General features: G+C 61.1%; 18 protein-coding genes. 12 read left to right on the top strand and 6 right to left on the bottom strand.

The window, feature by feature from the left end:
• Positions 1–28 precede the first annotated feature (28 nt).
• The 9 genes from EK369_RS10260 (at position 29) to EK369_RS10220 (ending at position 9708) form a co-directional block, all read left to right on the top strand.
• Positions 29–337 carry a hypothetical protein gene (locus tag EK369_RS10260; RefSeq protein WP_127114155.1) on the top strand — a complete coding sequence of 103 codons (309 nt, stop codon included), beginning with the start codon at positions 29–31 and terminating at the stop codon, positions 335–337.
• Positions 338–372: 35 nt separating this feature from the next.
• Positions 373–2307 (top strand): DNA primase, encoded by a 1935-nt coding sequence (gene dnaG / locus EK369_RS10255; protein ID WP_127114154.1) that lies wholly within the window; start codon positions 373–375, stop codon positions 2305–2307.
• A gap of 126 nt (positions 2308–2433) precedes the next feature.
• Positions 2434–4422, top strand: coding sequence for an RNA polymerase sigma factor RpoD (gene rpoD, locus EK369_RS10250; RefSeq protein ID WP_127114153.1), 1989 nt, complete (start codon positions 2434–2436; stop codon positions 4420–4422).
• Between the two features lie 53 nt (positions 4423–4475).
• Positions 4476–4817, top strand: coding sequence for an HlyU family transcriptional regulator (locus tag EK369_RS10245; protein WP_235871395.1), 342 nt, complete (start codon positions 4476–4478; stop codon positions 4815–4817).
• Between the two features lie 81 nt (positions 4818–4898).
• Positions 4899–5942: an Ldh family oxidoreductase gene (locus EK369_RS10240; RefSeq protein ID WP_127114152.1), complete on the top strand. Its 1044-nt coding sequence runs from the start codon at positions 4899–4901 to the stop codon at positions 5940–5942.
• Positions 5943–6137: 195 nt separating this feature from the next.
• Positions 6138–6464 (top strand): hypothetical protein, encoded by a 327-nt coding sequence (locus EK369_RS10235; protein ID WP_127114151.1) that lies wholly within the window; start codon positions 6138–6140, stop codon positions 6462–6464.
• Positions 6465–6535: 71 nt separating this feature from the next.
• Positions 6536–7399 carry a haloalkane dehalogenase gene (locus EK369_RS10230; protein WP_127114150.1) on the top strand — a complete coding sequence of 288 codons (864 nt, stop codon included), beginning with the start codon at positions 6536–6538 and terminating at the stop codon, positions 7397–7399.
• A 49-nt stretch (positions 7400–7448) separates the two neighbouring features.
• Positions 7449–8258 (top strand): MBL fold metallo-hydrolase, encoded by an 810-nt coding sequence (locus tag EK369_RS10225; RefSeq protein ID WP_127114149.1) that lies wholly within the window; start codon positions 7449–7451, stop codon positions 8256–8258.
• Between the two features lie 31 nt (positions 8259–8289).
• The gene (locus EK369_RS10220; RefSeq protein ID WP_127114148.1) at positions 8290–9708 is read left to right on the top strand and encodes an FAD-binding oxidoreductase; all 1419 of its coding nucleotides are present in this window, start codon (positions 8290–8292) and stop codon (positions 9706–9708) included.
• 133 nt (positions 9709–9841) lie between these two features.
• Here EK369_RS10220 and EK369_RS10215 read toward each other — a convergent pair whose 3' ends face one another.
• On the bottom strand, positions 9842–10381 hold the full coding sequence (locus tag EK369_RS10215) for an adenine phosphoribosyltransferase (RefSeq protein WP_127114147.1): 540 nt from the start codon (positions 10379–10381) through the stop codon (positions 9842–9844).
• Between the two features lie 201 nt (positions 10382–10582).
• Here EK369_RS10215 and EK369_RS21775 point away from each other — a divergent pair, with 201 nt between their 5' ends.
• Complete coding sequence (locus EK369_RS21775; protein ID WP_164726960.1) at positions 10583–10759, top strand: hypothetical protein; 177 nt, start codon at positions 10583–10585, stop codon at positions 10757–10759.
• Between the two features lie 4 nt (positions 10760–10763).
• Here EK369_RS21775 and EK369_RS10210 read toward each other — a convergent pair whose 3' ends face one another.
• The 3 genes from EK369_RS10210 to EK369_RS10200 form a co-directional block, all read right to left on the bottom strand.
• Positions 10764–11390 (bottom strand): LysE family translocator, encoded by a 627-nt coding sequence (locus EK369_RS10210; RefSeq protein ID WP_127114146.1) that lies wholly within the window; start codon positions 11388–11390, stop codon positions 10764–10766.
• On the bottom strand, positions 11387–12262 hold the full coding sequence (locus EK369_RS10205; protein ID WP_127114145.1) for an S-methyl-5'-thioadenosine phosphorylase: 876 nt from the start codon (positions 12260–12262) through the stop codon (positions 11387–11389). Before EK369_RS10205 ends, EK369_RS10210 begins: the two co-directional genes overlap by 4 nt.
• A 147-nt stretch (positions 12263–12409) precedes the next feature.
• Positions 12410–12982, bottom strand: a complete 573-nt coding sequence (locus tag EK369_RS10200) for an invasion associated locus B family protein (RefSeq protein ID WP_235871394.1) — start codon at positions 12980–12982, stop codon at positions 12410–12412.
• A 135-nt stretch (positions 12983–13117) separates the two neighbouring features.
• Between EK369_RS10200 and EK369_RS10195 the strand changes: the two genes are divergently transcribed.
• The gene (locus EK369_RS10195; RefSeq protein ID WP_164726959.1) at positions 13118–13987 is read left to right on the top strand and encodes an EamA family transporter; all 870 of its coding nucleotides are present in this window, start codon (positions 13118–13120) and stop codon (positions 13985–13987) included.
• Between the two features lie 124 nt (positions 13988–14111).
• A complete protein-coding gene (locus tag EK369_RS10190; protein WP_127114143.1) occupies positions 14112–15782 on the top strand; it encodes a SulP family inorganic anion transporter in 1671 nt (556 codons plus the stop codon).
• A gap of 60 nt (positions 15783–15842) precedes the next feature.
• Here the strand turns inward: EK369_RS10190 and EK369_RS10185 are convergent, their stop codons facing one another.
• Both EK369_RS10185 and EK369_RS10180 read right to left on the bottom strand, forming a co-directional pair.
• On the bottom strand, positions 15843–16487 hold the full coding sequence (locus tag EK369_RS10185; RefSeq protein ID WP_127114142.1) for a CatB-related O-acetyltransferase: 645 nt from the start codon (positions 16485–16487) through the stop codon (positions 15843–15845).
• Positions 16488–16489: 2 nt separating this feature from the next.
• A complete protein-coding gene (locus EK369_RS10180) occupies positions 16490–17095 on the bottom strand; it encodes a flavin reductase family protein (RefSeq protein WP_127114141.1) in 606 nt (201 codons plus the stop codon).
• Positions 17096–17173 lie beyond the last annotated feature (78 nt).

Here is a 17173-nt window from a genome sequence, read left to right as displayed (position 1 = left end):
TGCCAAATCGCTGCTATGGGGTGAACATATGCGTCTTTTCTATGCTGCCGGCCTTGCCACGGCCCTTTTGACCACGCCAGTTCTGGCCGACAAGAAGGCCGAATGTCAGATGCAGGCCGATATCGTGACCCGCGCGACCGAGCTGCGCCTGGACCGCACGAGCGAGAAAAAGGCACTGGAAATCATGTCCTCTGGTGAGGACGAAGCCGTGGCCGAGAAATACCTGCCTGCGGTTCCGGCATTGGTGGCCTGGGTCTACAACGACCTCAAGCGCAAGCAGCTCAGCGTTGAACCAAGCCCCGGAGAGGCCTATTTCACGGCCTGCGCCGGTCAGTAGTGGACTTAACACAACCACACCCCCATATTTAACCCATGAGCCTGCCACCCGGATTTCTGGACGAACTGCGCACGCGCACCAGCCTGACACAGGTGGTGGGCCGCAAGGTCATGTGGGACGCGCGCAAGTCCAATCAGGGCAAGGGTGACATGTGGGCGCCATGCCCCTTCCACCAGGAAAAAACCGCGTCTTTTCATGTGGATGACCGCAAGGGTTTCTATTACTGCTTTGGCTGTCACGCCAAGGGGGATGCGATTTCCTTTGTGCAGGAAACCGAAAACGTCGGCTTTATGGAGGCGATCCGCATCCTGGCTGACGAGGCCGGTATGCAGATGCCCGAGCGCGACCCCCGCGCGCAGGAAAAGGCCGACAAACGCACACAGCTCGTCGATGTGATGGAGCAGGCGGTGCAGTTCTTCCGCCTGCAACTGAAAACCGGGGCAGGGGCGGCGGCGCGTGACTATCTGGAGGGGCGCGGCCTGGGTGAGGCCGCACGAGACCGCTGGGAAATCGGCTTTGCGCCGGACAGTTGGGAGGCGCTCACTGAGCACCTAAAGGGCAAGAATGTCTCCCCCGACCTGATCCTTGCCTGTGGTCTGTCGCGTCCCTCGACACGCGGCGGCAACCCATACGACACGTTTCGAAACCGTATCATCTTTCCCATCCGCGACGCCCGTGGGCGTTGCATCGCCTTTGGCGGCCGCGCGATGGACCCCAATGACAACGCCAAATACCTGAACTCGCCCGAGACCGAGCTGTTCGACAAAAGCCGCAGCCTGTTCAACCACGGCCCCGCACGTGAGGCAGCAGGCAAGGGCCAGCCCTTGATTGTTGCCGAGGGCTACATGGATGTGATCGCGCTGGCCGAAGGGGGCTTTGGCGCTGCGGTCGCGCCGCTTGGCACCGCCATCACCGAAAACCAGCTGCAGCTCTTGTGGCGCATTGCGCCCGAGCCGATCATCGCGCTGGATGGGGACAAGGCGGGCCTGCGCGCGGCCATGCGGGTGATCGATAGCGCCCTGCCGATGCTCGAGGCCGGAAAATCCCTGCGTTTTGCCCTGATGCCCGAGGGACAGGACCCCGACGACCTGATCCGCGCCAAGGGGGCCGGGGGCGTGCAAAAGGTGCTGGATGCGGCCATGCCCATGGTTGACCTCCTCTGGCAGCGCGAAATTGAGGGCAAGGTCTTTGACAGCCCCGAACGTAAGGCCGCGCTGGACAAGACCCTGCGCGAAAAACTCATGTTGATCCGCGATCCGTCGATCCGGCGCCACTATGGCGACGCGATCAAGGACATGCGCTGGCAATTGTTCCGCCCCAAACGTGGCAGTGGTGGCTTTCAGGGCAAATGGAACGCGAAACCCCAGATCCAAACCAACACCCGCGCCTCAATGCTTGCGGCCTCACAGGGCGCGGTGGAACATCGCCTGCGCGAAGCGGTCATCCTGGCGGTGGCCATTTCCACGCCCGAAGTTCTCGACGACTTTGAACACGAGATCGAACGGCTGGACTGCCACGAGCCGCAAAACGCGCAGCTGCGTGACCAGTTGTTGCGCTTTGCCAACAGTCCCGATCCCCGCGCTGAAATCGCCGCAGCCCTGGGGCCGGATGCTGTTGAAAACCTCATGCGCCATCCCCATGTGGCGATTACGCCAGCCGTGCGTCGCCCCGGCGACGTCGACATGGCGCGGCTTACCTTAAGCGAAGAACTGGCCAAACTAAAAACCGAGCGCGGACTGAGCGCGGAAATTGCCGAGGCCGAGGAAGACATCGCAGGGGTTGCCGACGAGGCTGTGACCTGGAGACTGGGGCAGGCGGCGGAAGCACGAAACCGCGCCTTGCGCAGCAAGCAGGAAGACAGCGGAGAGTTTGAGGTCGGCCCCAACGGGGCGCCGATCGACAAAGAAGAGCGCGCCGCGCTGGACGCGCTCATGGAACGGATTAGCTCTTCCAAGGGATCCAGAGGCTGAGGCGCTGGGCATTCCGTCGAAGAGCAGGTAAAGGAATCAGGGAAAACGGGTTGCGAATCACTCTCGCTCACTATTGATTCGTTTTAATGCGAATCACCCGAACAGCCCTTTTTGCAGGAGCACCGCATGGCCGCCAAAGACACCGACGACCGCAAACCCGCCGACCAGGAGGCCGAACACTCGCTCGACATGAGCCAGGCCGCCGTCAAAAAGATGATCGGCGAGGCGCGGGAGAAGGGCTATATCACCTATGATCAGCTGAACCAGGTTCTGCCTCCTGATCAAGTGAGTTCCGAACAGATCGAAGACGTGATGTCGATGTTGTCGGAAATGGGCATCAACATCATCGAAGATGAAGAGGCCGAAGAAGAAGAACAGAAATCCACCGCCGTGGTCGACACGTCGTCGGCCGCCCGCGAGGTGGCTTTGGGCTCGGGCACCGCTGAAAAGCTGGATCGCACCGACGACCCCGTACGCATGTACCTGCGCGAGATGGGCAGTGTTGAGCTGCTGAGCCGCGAGGGCGAGATTGCCATCGCCAAACGCATCGAGGCCGGTCGCAACACCATGATCGCTGGTCTGTGCGAAAGCCCGCTGACCTTTCAGGCGATCACCATCTGGCATGACGAACTGCTGTCCGAAGAAATTCTCCTGCGCGATGTGATCGACCTCGAGACAACATTCTCGGGGCAAATGGGCGATGACGAGGACGATGCCGCCGAGCCGGTTGTCGATACATCCAACGTCAACGCGGCACCCAAAGCCGAAGACACCGGTCCTGAACTCGACGCCGATGGCAACCCGATTGCCAAGGATGACGACGACGACGAGGACGAACAGGCCAACATGTCGCTGGCCGCGATGGAAGCAGCGCTGAAACCGAGGGTTCTGGAAACACTGGCCACCATCGCCCGTGACTTCGCCCTGCTCAGCGAAATGCAGGATGCCCGGATTTCCGCGACACTGAACGAAGATGACTCCTTCTCGAACAAGCAGGAAGACACCTACCAGAAGCTGCGCCAGGAAATCGTCGACCTCGTCAACGAACTGCACCTGCACAACAACCGGATCGAAGCGCTGATCGACCAGCTTTACGGCATCAACCGCCGTGTGATGCAGATCGACAGCGCCATGGTCAAACTGGCCGACCAGGCCCGCATCAACCGCCGCGAGTTCATTGATGCCTACCGCGGGCGCGAACTCGACCCGACCTGGCTCGACGACATGAGCCAAAAATCCGGTCGTGGCTGGCAGATGTTCATGGAACGCTCTGTCGACAAGGTTGAAGAGCTGCGCGCCGACATGGCCCAGGTGGGTCAGTACGTCGGTCTCGACATCTCCGAATACCGCCGCATCGTGCAGCAGGTGCAAAAGGGCGAGAAAGAAGCCCGCCAGGCCAAAAAGGAAATGGTCGAGGCCAACCTGCGCCTGGTGATCTCGATTGCCAAAAAATACACCAACCGTGGCCTGCAATTCCTTGATCTCATTCAGGAAGGCAACATCGGCCTGATGAAGGCGGTCGATAAATTCGAATACCGCCGTGGCTACAAATTCTCGACCTATGCGACATGGTGGATCCGTCAGGCGATCACCCGCTCGATTGCCGATCAGGCGCGCACCATCCGTATTCCGGTGCACATGATCGAGACCATCAACAAACTGGTCCGCACCGGTCGCCAGATGCTGCACGAAATCGGTCGCGAGCCGACCCCGGAAGAGCTGGCAGAAAAGCTGCAGATGCCGCTGGAAAAGGTTCGCAAGGTGATGAAAATCGCCAAGGAGCCGATCAGCCTCGAAACCCCGATCGGCGACGAAGAAGATTCGCAGCTCGGCGATTTCATCGAGGACAAGAACGCTGTGCTGCCGCTGGACTCTGCCATTCAGGAAAACCTGAAAGAGACCACGACCCGCGTCCTCGCCTCGCTCACCCCGCGTGAGGAACGCGTGCTGCGCATGCGTTTTGGCATCGGTATGAACACCGACCACACCCTGGAAGAGGTTGGCCAACAGTTCAGTGTGACCCGCGAACGGATCCGTCAGATCGAAGCGAAAGCCTTGCGGAAACTCAAACACCCCAGCCGCTCGCGCAAATTGCGTAGTTTCCTGGATCAGTGATCAGAACGGCGCCTTCGGGCGCCGTTTCTTTTTGACGCGACTTGCACCCGGCCATGAATGCACCGAATATGTCGGGGTCGTTGTTCAACCCGGAGCTTGCTATGTCCTTCCTCAAGAAACTCTTTGGTGGTGGTGATGGCAGTGCAGGCGCCCCGTCCGTTGATCCCGTCGAATACGAAGGCTATGCAATCTATCCCGAGCCGATCAAAGAAGGATCGGTCTTTCGCATCTCGGCCCGCATCGAGAAAACCATCGACGGCGCGCACAAAACGCAGACCCTCGTGCGCGCGGACACCGTGAACAGTGTCGAAGCGGCCAACGATATGTCCGTGAACAAAGCCAAACAGGTCATCAACGAACGCGGCGACAAACTGTTTGACGGCCCCAACGCCTGAGTGTTTTCACCACCCATGTCGTAAACAGGCCAGACCCCCATCCATTCCCCCGGTCTCCTGCAATCAACGCAGGAGAACACCATGGCCAACCCCAGCAAATACAGTGCAGACACCCAGCGGGTCTCGGTCCACCCGGATGAGGCGTATCGCGTCATCACCGGGGTCATGGCCCATTATGGCTGTGATGCCGAGGTTTGCGAGGCGGTGGCAGAACACCTTCTGGATTCCGAGTTCAGCGGCGTGGAATCCCACGGAGTCTGGCGCATTCATCAATACGCCAAGTATTATGAAACCGGCTATCTGCGTGCGGACACACCGGCGCGGCTCTATCAGAACGACAAGGGCGCGTGGCTGGTCGATGGGGGTGGTGGCATCGGCATTCCGGCCATGACACTGGCCCTGAACAATGTGTTGGACCGCGCTGGTGACGCGGGCATCGCGGCCATTGCCCTGCATGATGTGGGCCACACCGGACGGCTGGGGCGCTTTGCCGAACAGGCCGCCGAGCAGGGCAAACTGCTCATCGTCATCGGCGGCGGCGGGCGCAAGGCCTGGCGTCTGGTCGCGCCCTATGGTGGCGCCAAGGCTCTGATGTCGACCAACCCCTACGCCATTGGCATGCCCGGCGGAGATCATGGGCCGGTGGTGATGGACTTCGCCACGTCCGCGGCAGCGGCAGGCTGGATATACGGCGCCGAAATCGCCGGTGCCACATTGCCGGACGGGGTGTTGATCGACAAAGACGGTGCGCCGACAAATGATCCGGCGGATTATTTCAAGGGCGGCGCCATTCTGACAGCCGGTGGCCCCAAGGGCTACGCCATGGCGGTGGCCGCCGAAATGATCGCCGAGGCCATGCTGGGCCCGGTGGTGACCGAATGCAACTGGCTTATGATCGCGCTCGACTGCACCCTTTACCGCGATGCCAGCGCGATGCAGATCACCGCCGAAGAAATCCTCGCCGAACTCAGAGAGTGCCCGCCCGCCAAAGGGTTTGACCGGGTCGAGGTTCCGGGCGAACGCGAACGCAACGCGCGCCTGCGAAATCGGGGCAAACCTTTTGAGCTGCCGTCGCGAACATGGGCCGAGATTCTCGAGATTGCAGAAACCGCCGGGGTGGCGTGATCTTCGGGCAGCGAGTGAAGCATCGGCTTTCCCGGCTATGGTATTGGACAAGTCGCGCGTGGCTGCCTACCTTTACAGAAACAAGCATTCACTCTGGGAGAGACTGTCATGTGGCGACGCCTTGGTATTTGGTCAGTAACCGCCCTTCTATTGTCAGCGGTAACTGCTGGAGCCTACATCAGCTGGCGGGTGAACATGCTGCCTGGAAAGGGCAACTTTGAAGTGATCGAAGGCCCAAGGTCAGGCAATCAACGCATCTGGTGCGAGGCGGCCAAGTTTGCAGCAGGCCCTCTGCGCGCCGCTGGTAACACACGCATGTACATTCTACACCCAAATGGCAAAGCCAAAACACAGGCCAACGCCTTTGGCACCGGCTTTACCATCAACCCGACGCAAGACATCCTCGATCAGGCATCGCGGCCCGGCGATGGCGGTAACTACTCGGTCTCGGTCAAGCGGGTGGGCTATAACCTGTCGGTCAGCCACGCGCGCGGCTTTTGCACGGTGAATGTTCTCTATTGATGGGCTGACGCGGCGTTTTGTTTGCGGCAGGCTTGGTGTCGCATAGGCTGCCAGCACAGGAGGATAGTGTGATGGACAAGAAACAGGTCAGCGTGAACGGTCAGGATATGGCCTACGTCGAGATGGGCGAGGGGCGCCCGATTGTCTTCCTGCATGGCAACCCGACCTCTTCATACCTCTGGCGTGACGTGATGCCGGAACTTGCGGGCATGGGTCGTTGCATCGCGCCTGACCTCATCGGCATGGGCGACAGCGCCAAACTGCCCGATCCCGGCCCCGACACCTATACCTTCCAGACCCACCGCACCTACCTCGATGGCTTCTTCGAGGCGCTGGACCTGCGCGAAGACGTGGTTCTTGTGATCCACGACTGGGGCTCGGCCCTGGGGTTTGACTGGGCCAACCGGCACCGCGGCGCAGTCTCGGGCATCGCCTTTATGGAGGGCATCGTGCAGCCGCTTGCCGGTTGGGATCAGTTCAGCCCCCAGGCCACGCCGATCTTTCAGGCCTTTCGCACCGAGGCGGGGGAAGAGATGATCCTCGACAAGAACATGTTCATTGAGCGCGTGCTGCCGGGGTCCATCCTGCGCGATCTCAGCGACGAAGACATGGCCGAATACCGTCGTCCATTCCTTGAACGTGATCACCGCTGGCCGACCCTGACCTGGCCGCGTCAGATCCCGGTCGCAGGAGACCCGGCAGACGTTTCCGAACTCGTGCGCGCCTATGCCGAGTGGCTGGCGGTCAGTGAGATGCCCAAACTGTTCATCAATGCGGAACCGGGGGCGATCCTGATCGGCAAGCCGCGCGAGTTTTGCCGCAGTTGGCCCCATACCAGCGAAGTGACTGTCGCGGGCAGCCACTTTATTCAGGAAGACAGCGGACCCGAGATTGGCCGCGCCGTGGCCCAGTGGATCACGCACAACAACATCTGACGCGACTTTCCGCTGACCCGTGCTATCCTGTTGATCGGGAGGTACGCGCATGTGGAAACATCTTCTGATCTTGTTGGGTCTTGCCAGCCCCATGTGGGCAGAGGACCGTCGCCCCAGCCATTGCATTGCGCTCGCACAGGCACCGGGTCTGGATTATGTGCAGCAAGCCTCGTTTCGCGATCCGCTGGAAAAGAACCATGTGCGGATCAGCTATATCGCCCATGCCTCGTTCCTGATTCAGGCTCATGACGGCACCTCAGCCATCACCGATTTCACGGGCTTTGTCGGCAATGTCGACTTTCTGCCGACCGTGGTCACCATGAACCACGCCCATGACACCCATTGGACACCTTACCCGGACCCCGCCATTCCCCATGTCCTGCAGGGCTGGGACGATCTGGAGGACAGGGCCGTGCATCATCTTGATCTTGGGTCGATGCTGGTCAGGAACGTGCCCACGGATATCCGTCGGTTTGACGGGGTCGAAGAAAACGGCAACTCGATTTTTGTGTTCGAGGTGGCAGGCCTGTGTATTGCGCACCTGGGCCACCTGCACCACGAACCCAATGCCGCGCAATATGCTGCCCTGGGGCGCATGGATGTGGTCATGGCCGCCGTGGATGGGGGCCGCTCGCTCGACACTCAGACCATGATGCGGGTGCTGCGCAACGTGAAGGCCCGCGTGGTGATCCCGATGCACTGGTTCGAAGGCTGGACGCTGGAAAGCTTCCTTGCGGGCATGTCGGGCGACTATGAAATCGTCATCGACGGTGCCAGCGATCTTGAATTGTCTTTGCGAACATTGCCCAGCCGCCCCGTCATCCGGGTTCTGGCCCCGCGCTTTTTGCAAGACCCCTAGACGCGCCCACCTGCCGTGGTAGGAACAAGTCATGACACTGACCTCTGCCTCACCTCTTTTCCTCGAGTCGCTTGCAGCCGCCTTGCCGACAGATACCCTGCGCCCCGCGGACCCGCGATATATGGAAGAGCCGCGTGGCCGCTATGCCGGTTTGCCCGGAACTTTCGTTGCGCGCCCGCGCACCGTTGACGAGGTTGCGACCATCATTGCCGCCTGCAATACGGCGGGCGTTCCGGTTGTGCCCTATGGCGGCGGCACGGGCCTTGTCGGTGGTCAGATCAAATATCAGGGCGCGATCCCCCTTGTGCTCTCACTGGAGCGCATGAAAGCCATCCGCGCCGTGCACCCCTTGGAAAACGTCATCGTCGCCGAGGCCGGTGCCATCCTTGCCGATATCCAGACCGCTGCGGAAGAGGTTGATCGCCTGTTCCCGCTGTCTCTGGCCGCCGAGGGGTCCTGCACCATTGGTGGCAACCTCGGCACCAACGCAGGCGGGGTGAACGTCCTGCGCTATGGCAATACGCGCGATCTCTGTCTCGGGCTTGAAGTGGTGATGCCCTCGGGCGAGATCTGGCACGGCCTCACACGTCTGCGCAAGGACAACACCGGCTACGACCTGCGCAACCTGATGATCGGGGCCGAGGGCACCTTGGGCGTCATCACCGCTGCTGCCCTGAAACTCTCACCACGCCCGGCCTCTTTGGGCACCGCCCTGATGGCGGTCGAAAGCCCCACCGCTGCTCTGCGCCTGCTGGCGCTGGCGCGCAGCCAAGTCGGCGAAGCCGTCAGCGCCTTTGAACTGATCCACCGTCAGGGGATCGCGTTTGTGGCCGAAACCCTGCCTGACATCCGCCAACCCTTTGCCACGCCACCGGAATGGTCGGTGCTGATCGAATTTGGCCTGTCACAGGGCGCAGATGCCGCCCTGGAACAGCTCTTTGCCGTGGCCTTGGACGAGGGCTTGGTTCAGGACGGGCTTATCGCTCAGAACGCGGGCCAACGTCAGGAGTTCTGGTCACTCAGAGAGCACATCCCCGTGGCCAACAAGCGCATCGGCTCGGTCTCCAGCCACGATATCTCTGTGCCCCTCGGGGCCTTGGCCGAGTTTATCGAGATCGCCGGGCAAAAGATTGCTGCCTTGGGCGATTTCCGCGTGAACTGCTTTGGTCACCTGGGCGACGGCAACCTGCACTACAATATCTTTCCGCCCGCTGGCGTCAGCCGCGATGCCTACCTGTCGCAACGCGACGAGGTCAAACGCGTGGTGCATGACCTCTTGCAGACATTTGATGGCTCTTTCAGCGCGGAACACGGGGTCGGGCGCATGAAGGTCGGTGACCTTGAACGTTATGGCGATCCGGTGCGGCTGGCGGCGATGCACAGCATCAAACAGGCGCTGGACCCCAATGGCATCATGAACCCTGGTGCGGTTCTGGCCCTGCCAGAGTAACGCGCCCCCAAAATCAAACGCCCCGCGCCATTGGGGATGGCACGGGGCGTGGATGATCCCCATAGGGATCGTGCAAGCATGACCGGTCCCACACCGGTGTGTCAGGCATACCGCCCAGAAGTTTCGAAACCGTTTACAGCCCGTCGAACTCGCACAGAACCGAGACATTCATTCCCATGTCTTCCAGTTTCTTGCGGCCGCCCAGCTCGGGCAGGTCGATGATAAACGAACAGGCCAGGATTTCGCCGCCCAGACGTTCGATCAGCTTGATGCCTGCCTCGGCCGTCCCGCCTGTGGCCAAGAGGTCATCCACCACCAGAATGGTCTCACCCGGCTGAATAGCATCGTCGTGGATTTCGACAATCGCCTCGCCATATTCCAGCGTGTATTCCTCTGAGATCGTGGTGCCGGGCAGCTTGCCTTTCTTGCGCACCGGGACAAAGCCCACCGACAACTGGTGGGCAATCGCGCCACCCAGAATGAACCCGCGCGCCTCAAGCCCGACAACCTTGTCGATGCGCTCACCGGCAAAGGGGTGCAACATCTGGTCAATCGCCATGCGAAACCCGCGCGGGTCAGCAAACAGCGTGGTCACATCGCGGAACATGATGCCCTCATGGGGAAAGTCCACGATGGTGCGGATATAGTCTTTGACGTCGTTGCTTTTGCGCATGGCCGGGTCCTCTGAAAAACTCCGGTTTCCATTTGGCCGATCCGGGCCTCTGACGCAAGGGGCGGATGCGCACATGCCCCGGCACGGCATTGATGCAGGTCATTCCAATTCTGGCATATCTCGGGTAAACATTGCCCAGCATTTGTATACCGCGTGTATATGCACGACTCTGCAAGGTTTCACGATAGGGCGCACCTCTGAATGGGTAAAAAAGACGGCAAGAATTCTGGCAAAAAAAACAGCCAGCTGGTCCTGCGGTTGGACAAGGATGAACGCGACGCCTTTGTCGACCTCTGTAAAGAGATGGACACCAGCGCGGCGCGCGAAATCCGCCACTTCATTCGCCGCTTCATGAAAGAGAACGCGCCCGACGACTGACGGGCTACGCCCGCCGCAGCGTTGCCGTCACCAACCCCATTCCCATCAATGTTACGCCGCCAAGCCGGGTCAACCCGCGCATCACCGCAGGCCGCGTGATCCGGCTGCGCAGGCGGTCTGCCAACAGCGCATAGGCCAAGGCGTTCAGCGCCGCCATGCCGACAAACGTCACCGTCATGAGACCCATCTGCACGGCGATTTGTCCTGTGGGATCAATGAATTGCGGGACAAAGGCGATAAAGAAACCAATGCTCTTGGGATTGAGCGCCGTGACCAATGCCGTATGGGAAAACACCGCGCGCGGGCTTTGCGCCGGGGTGTTCAACAGCGGCCCTGCCTCGGCTTGTTTTGCGCTGCGCAGCATACGCCACCCGAGCCAGATCAGGTAAATGGCGCCAACCCATTTCACCACCAGAAATGCGGTGGCCGAGGTCTGGATCAGCGCGCCAAGCCCCACCAGCGACGCGGTCATGGCAATGGTATCGCCCAGGGCCACACCCGCCACCGTGGCCAGCGCCACCTTGCGCCCCTGGGTCAGCGCATAGGACAAGACCAGCAACACCGTAGGCCCGGGCAACAACAACAGCGCCAGCGAGGCCGCCGCAAAGGTCAGCCAGAGATCGAAACTCATGACAAAACGCGTCCGGCAATGACCGATAGCTTCTCGACCATCGCGGGATCGCGCGCCTCGGGGGCTGTCAGAATGGCAAACTCCAGCGCCCGGTCACAGCCGTGCGGGCAGGGAGCGCGCTCGGGGCCGAGGAGGGCGGGCAAGCGCCCGACAAGGTCGCGGCCTTTTTGCGCGTTGCCCATCAGGGTCTTGATGATCTCGGCGACATCCACCTCGCCGTGATCGGGATGCCAGCTGTCATAGTCGGTGACCATGGCCACGCTTGCGTAGCACAGCTCTGCCTCGCGGGCGAGCTTTGCCTCGGGCATATTGGTCATGCCAATCACGTCACAGCCCCAGCTCTCGCGGTACATCTTCGACTCGGCCAGCGAGGAAAACTGCGGCCCCTCCATCGCCAGATAGGTCCCCCCCCGGTGCACATTGATCCCGGCGTCCCTGGCGGCGGTTTCACAGGCATCGCCGAGACGCGCGCAGGTTGGGTGGGCCACGCTCGCATGCGCCACAAGACCCGGACCAAAGAACGACTTTTCCCGCGCAAAGGTGCGGTCAATGAATTGATCTACAACAACAAAATCGCCCGGCGCCATCTCTTCGCGAAAACTGCCCACCGCAGACACCGAGATCACATCCGTCACCCCGATCTGCTTCAGCGCGGCGATGTTGGCCTGATAGGGCACTGATGAGGGCGTATGCACGTGGCCTCGCCCGTGTCTTGGCAAAAAGGCCATTCTGACCCCATCCAAAGTGCCGGTCAGAATCTGGTCCGACGGTGCCCCCCAGGGCGTGTCGACCGCGCCCCATGCCGCATCCTCCAGCCCGTCGATCTCATAGATGCCCGAGCCGCCGATCACGGCAATCATAGTATCAGTCATGGGGTGCTCCTGTTGGTCTGAGTGCGCCTATTCTTGGCGCGCAAGAGGACGGTTTGCAATGGGCCGAAAGGGTCAAAAACCGGGGTCTGTATCATGTCGGTGTAACGTCGGTATCACGTCGGTGTTTGTGCCGACATTGCCGGGGCGCTATTTCACCAGCCCGCGCGCCCGGGATTGCTGCAAAAAGACACCCCATGCAGAGTCGAACTCTGCCAGCGGCCAGGTCAGATCCTGCGCCTGCCCGTGGCGGTCGCGAAAGGTGAACCGAAAATCGCCCCCCGCCCGCATCGCATCGATCAGCACGGCCCCGCTGTCATTGGCAAAGCGACAGTCCAACCCGGTCAGGCACCCCGGCCAGTTGCTCTGCCAGACGCGCTGCCCGTCTCGCTCGATGCGAAACCGCCCCGGCGCGAACACTGTCCCGGCCTCCATGCCAAAGTCGACCTCAAAGCCGGTGCCCCCGACCTCGGGCGTCACAAACAGAAACTGGGCCGCGAACTTGGGCCGTGGTGAAAACACGTCAACATGGCGGATGTAACAGCGCCGGACCAGGTCACCCTGCTCTTCGCGTTCATCACACATCACATTCCAGATGTCGTGGATCTCGTGAAAGGTCACCCGCCAGTTGCCGGGCGTGTCGTTGCCTTCCAGATCCTGCGCCAAAAGCGGCGTGGCCAGCAGGATCGGGACAAGCCAGCGTATGAAAAATCCGTTTCGCATCTGCCAAGGGTGCGCCGGATGGGGCCGCCGGTCCACTCACAATGCCGGGACCGATGCGTGAGCACGCGCCTTGTTCAAGGTTCCCAAGGCTTCGAAACCCCTGTATTGGCCAAAGGTGCACCCGTTTGGAACCTGATGACCGATCTCATTCCAATACTACTGGCTCTTGCCGCTGCGAACATTCTGGCCGGGAACGTTTTCCTTCAGAGATATGCGCTGCAGTCCGTCGACCCGATCGCAGGCGCGTTCCTGTCGGTTGTTGCCATGGCGGGCATGTTCTGGGTTCTGTCCCCGTTTACCGTATCAGCCGAGTGGTTTCTGCATCCGGCGGTCCGCTACTTTGTCCTGGCCGGAATTCTGGTGCCCGGACTTGGGCAGTTCCTCCAGATGCAATCAGTCAGCCGCGTGGGGCCAACACTGACCGCCTTGTTGGGAAATATCACCCCCGTCGTTTCAGCTGCGGTCGCAATTGTTTTCCTGAACGAGAGCATCGGGCTGTCGATGGTGCTTGGGTTTTGCCTGATGGTCGCGGGTGTGGCACTTGCCGGGCGGGTTGTGCCGCAACATGCGCGCAGCTTTGCCTGGTGGGCGTTGCTGTTGCCAATGGCTGCTGCGGCGGCGCGAGGGGTGGCGCAGCCGGTGTCCAAGATCGGAATGTTGGAAATCCCCAGCCCGATCTTTGCAACACTGGTGATGGCGACCGCGTCGACGGCCGTTTTACTGGTGATCGTCTTTGCCACGGGGCGGCAAAACGCCTTGCGCCGCGTGGGCGTGGGCGAAGGGTGGTTTCTGCTGGTGGGGCTGGTAAACGGGGTTGGTATCCTGCTCATCAACAGCGCGGTCAAGCTGGGCAATATCACCCTGGTGGCGCCGTTTCTGGCGACCACGCCGATCTGGGTGCTGTTGATGAACTGGGCGATTTTCCGGGTGGAAAAGCTCTATTGGCGCCATGGGGCGATGGCGCTGTTCGTGGTGGTGGGGGCGATGTTGGTGGTGATCCGCTGACTGTGCGGCGTGAATGTCGCAATCTGCGCCCGGCCATGCCGCTATGTGGCAGGGCTATTGTGCAAGTGCAGCCTATCCGTTAGGGACGCGACAGCGAACACTCCCAATTTTGCAGGTACCCCGCATGAGACGCGCCGCGCTGGCCCTCTTGGCCAAGAACATTTCTCCGCCGAACCTTTCCGTGATGCAGGACGAGGGCTTTACCGTTGGCCGCATCCGGACCGAGATCCTGTCGGGTCTGACCGTCGCGCTGGCGCTGGTGCCCGAGGCCGTGGCCTTTGCCTTTGTCGCAGGGGTGCACCCGCTGGTGGGTCTTTATGCGGCGTTCCTCGTGGGGCTCATCACAGCGATCATCGGTGGCCGTCCGGGTATGATCTCGGGCGCGACCGGCGCCTTGGCCGTGGTCATGGTGGCTCTGGTGGCGCAGCACGGGGTGGAATACCTGTTCGCGACGGTTGTCCTAATGGGCATCCTGCAGCTGATTGCCGGTGCAATGCACTGGGGCAAGTTCATCCGGCTGGTGCCACATCCGGTGATGCTGGGCTTTGTGAACGGCCTCGCCATCGTGATTTTCCTGGCGCAAATGAGCCAGTTCAAAGTACCGGGCAGCATGGTCTCTGATGGTCATGGCATGACCGGTGGTGAATGGCTGACGGGCATGCAACTGGCCACGATGCTGGGCCTCGTGGTGCTGACAATGGTCATTGTCTGGGGCCTGCCCAAGGTGACCAAGATCATTCCCGCGCCGCTGGCAGGGATTGCCATCACCGCCTTCGTGGTGATCGGCTTTGGTCTGGACGTACCGCGCGTCGGCGACATGGCCTCGATCCAGGGCGGCTTCCCGACGTTCCACGTGCCCTTTGGCGAGGGGCTGGGCATCTACGGCACCCCACTGGCGCCGTTCAACCTCGAGACCTTTTGGATTATCCTGCCCTATGCCGTGATCCTCGCGGCGATTGGCCTGATCGAAAGCCTGCTGACGCTGAACCTTGTGGGTGAGATGACCGGCAAACGTGGTGGTGCCAGCCAGGAGTGTATTGCTCAGGGTGTTGCCAACGTGACCACCGGATTCTTTGGTGGCATGGGCGGTTGCGCCATGATCGGTCAGTCGATGATCAACGTGAAATCCGGTGGCCGAACCCGCATCGCAGGCATCGCAGCCGCGCTGTTCCTCTTGTTGTTCATCGTTGCCGCCAGCCCGCTGATCGAACAGATCCCGCTGGCGGCTCTGGTCGGTGTGATGTTCATGGTGGTGATCGGCACCTTCGCCTGGAACTCGTTCAAGATCATGCGCAAGGTGCCCCTGATGGACGCCTTCGTGATTGTCCTCGTGACTGTTGTGACCGTGATGGAAGACCTCGCAGTCGCCGTTGTGGTTGGTGTGATCGTCTCGGCGCTGGCCTATGCCTGGCAAAACGCGCGCCGCATCCACGCCATCACCCGCGAATCCGAAAGCGATCCGGGCGCCAAGGTCTACGAGATCGAAGGCCCGCTGTTCTTTGGTTCGGCAGACGGCTTTGTCGAGATTTTCGACATCGCCCATGATCCCGATCACGTGATTGTCGACTTCCAGCGCAGCCGTGTGGTGGACCAGTCGGCCCTGCAGGCGATCGAGGCGGTAGCCGCCAAATACGAAGCCGCAGGCAAGGCCCTGGCCCTGCGCCACCTCAGCCGCGACTGCCACCAGCTGCTCAGCCGCGCAGGCCACCTCATGGTCGACAGTGACGACGACCCCGATTACGAAATCGCGGTGGATTACTCGGTCAAAACCGGGGTATTCGGCGGCGGTCACTAGGCCGCTTGCCGCTCCGTAGGTCGGACAAATTTGTCCGACCTACAGACCCCGCTCACAGGGTCAGGGCGTTCGCGCGATGGTCTCTAACACCGCCACATCTGCGGCCATGATGGCGGGCAGGGCGGCTTCGATCCGGCTCACTGGCCAATCCCACCACGCCAGGGCGAGAAGCCGCGCGATGGTGTCTTCGTCAAAGCGCTTGCGCTCAACGCGCCCGGGATTGCCGGTCACGATGGCATAATCCGCCACCGTGCCGCGCACCACTGCACCGGCGCCAATAATGGCGCCGTGCCCGATCCGCGCGCCCGGCAGGATCAACGCGCCGTAACCGATCCAGACATCGTTGCCGATCACCGTGTCACGCGTGTCCGGCTGAAAGGCTTCCATGTTCTGGCTATCGAAAATCGGGAAAGGGTAACAGCTCAGCCCATTCGTCGCGTGGTTGGCCGAACTGGTCAGAAACCGCACCCCGTGGGCAATCTGGCAGAACGCGCCGATCCGCAGGGTCTCTTCGGAAAACGCAAACAGATAAGGCGCAAGGCGGCTGGCCCAATCCTCAGGCGGGTCAAAGTCCGAGGCATAGCTGAACGCCCCCACCTGAAACCTTGGGTGGTCAATCGCCTGGGACAGGAACACGGTGCCCGCGTGGTCAGACCCGTCCGGCAGCGTGATCGGAGTGCGGCGTGACGGGTCGGGCAGGGGCATGGTCAGTCGTCCGGGCGGGCAAGGGTAAAGGTGTTGTCCACCACAGAGTAGTCGCGATAGCCCAGCCGCGCCAGCGGGCGAAAGGTCGAGACGTCAAACATCCCATCGATGATGCAATCGTCACGCATGTGGATACCCACCACCTCGCCATGCACAACATAGTTGTTCTCACCCTTCATCTGCAGGATCTGCGTCACCTCGCATTCCATGCTGGCTGGCGCATCCTCAAGCCGGGGGCAGGCAATGGTCTCGCACGGCACCGCCGTCAGGCCTGCCCGGGCAAATTCATCCACATCCTTGTCAAACCCGGTGGTCGAGATGTTCATCGCATCCTTCATCGCCTCGGCCACGATATTGATGCAGAACACCCCCGTGCTGCGGATATTGGCCAGCGTGTCCTTGCCGTTCTCCTGATCCGGCTTGGTGCCGGTCGAGGCAAACATCACCTGCGGCGGCACATAGGCGGTGCCGTTGAAAAACGAATAGGGCGCGAGGTTCTGCACCCCCTCTGCATCCTGTGTCGAAATCCAGGCAATCGGGCGCGGCGCGATCAGCGCATTATAGGGATTGTGCGGCAGGCCGTGTCCGTCTTTCGGGCGATAGAACATCTGTTAACTTTCCTTTGGTTTGCCCAAGACCTATCTCCATGCTAGGGCGGTTTCCACGAAAAAACGAATGGGGCAGGC

Origin of the sequence: Shimia sediminis (assembly GCF_003990645.1) — a bacterium.
Taxonomy (GTDB): domain Bacteria; phylum Pseudomonadota; class Alphaproteobacteria; order Rhodobacterales; family Rhodobacteraceae; genus Shimia; species Shimia sediminis.
Note: the sequence above shows the minus strand (reverse complement) of the source record. Positions and strands in the feature narration are given on the sequence as shown.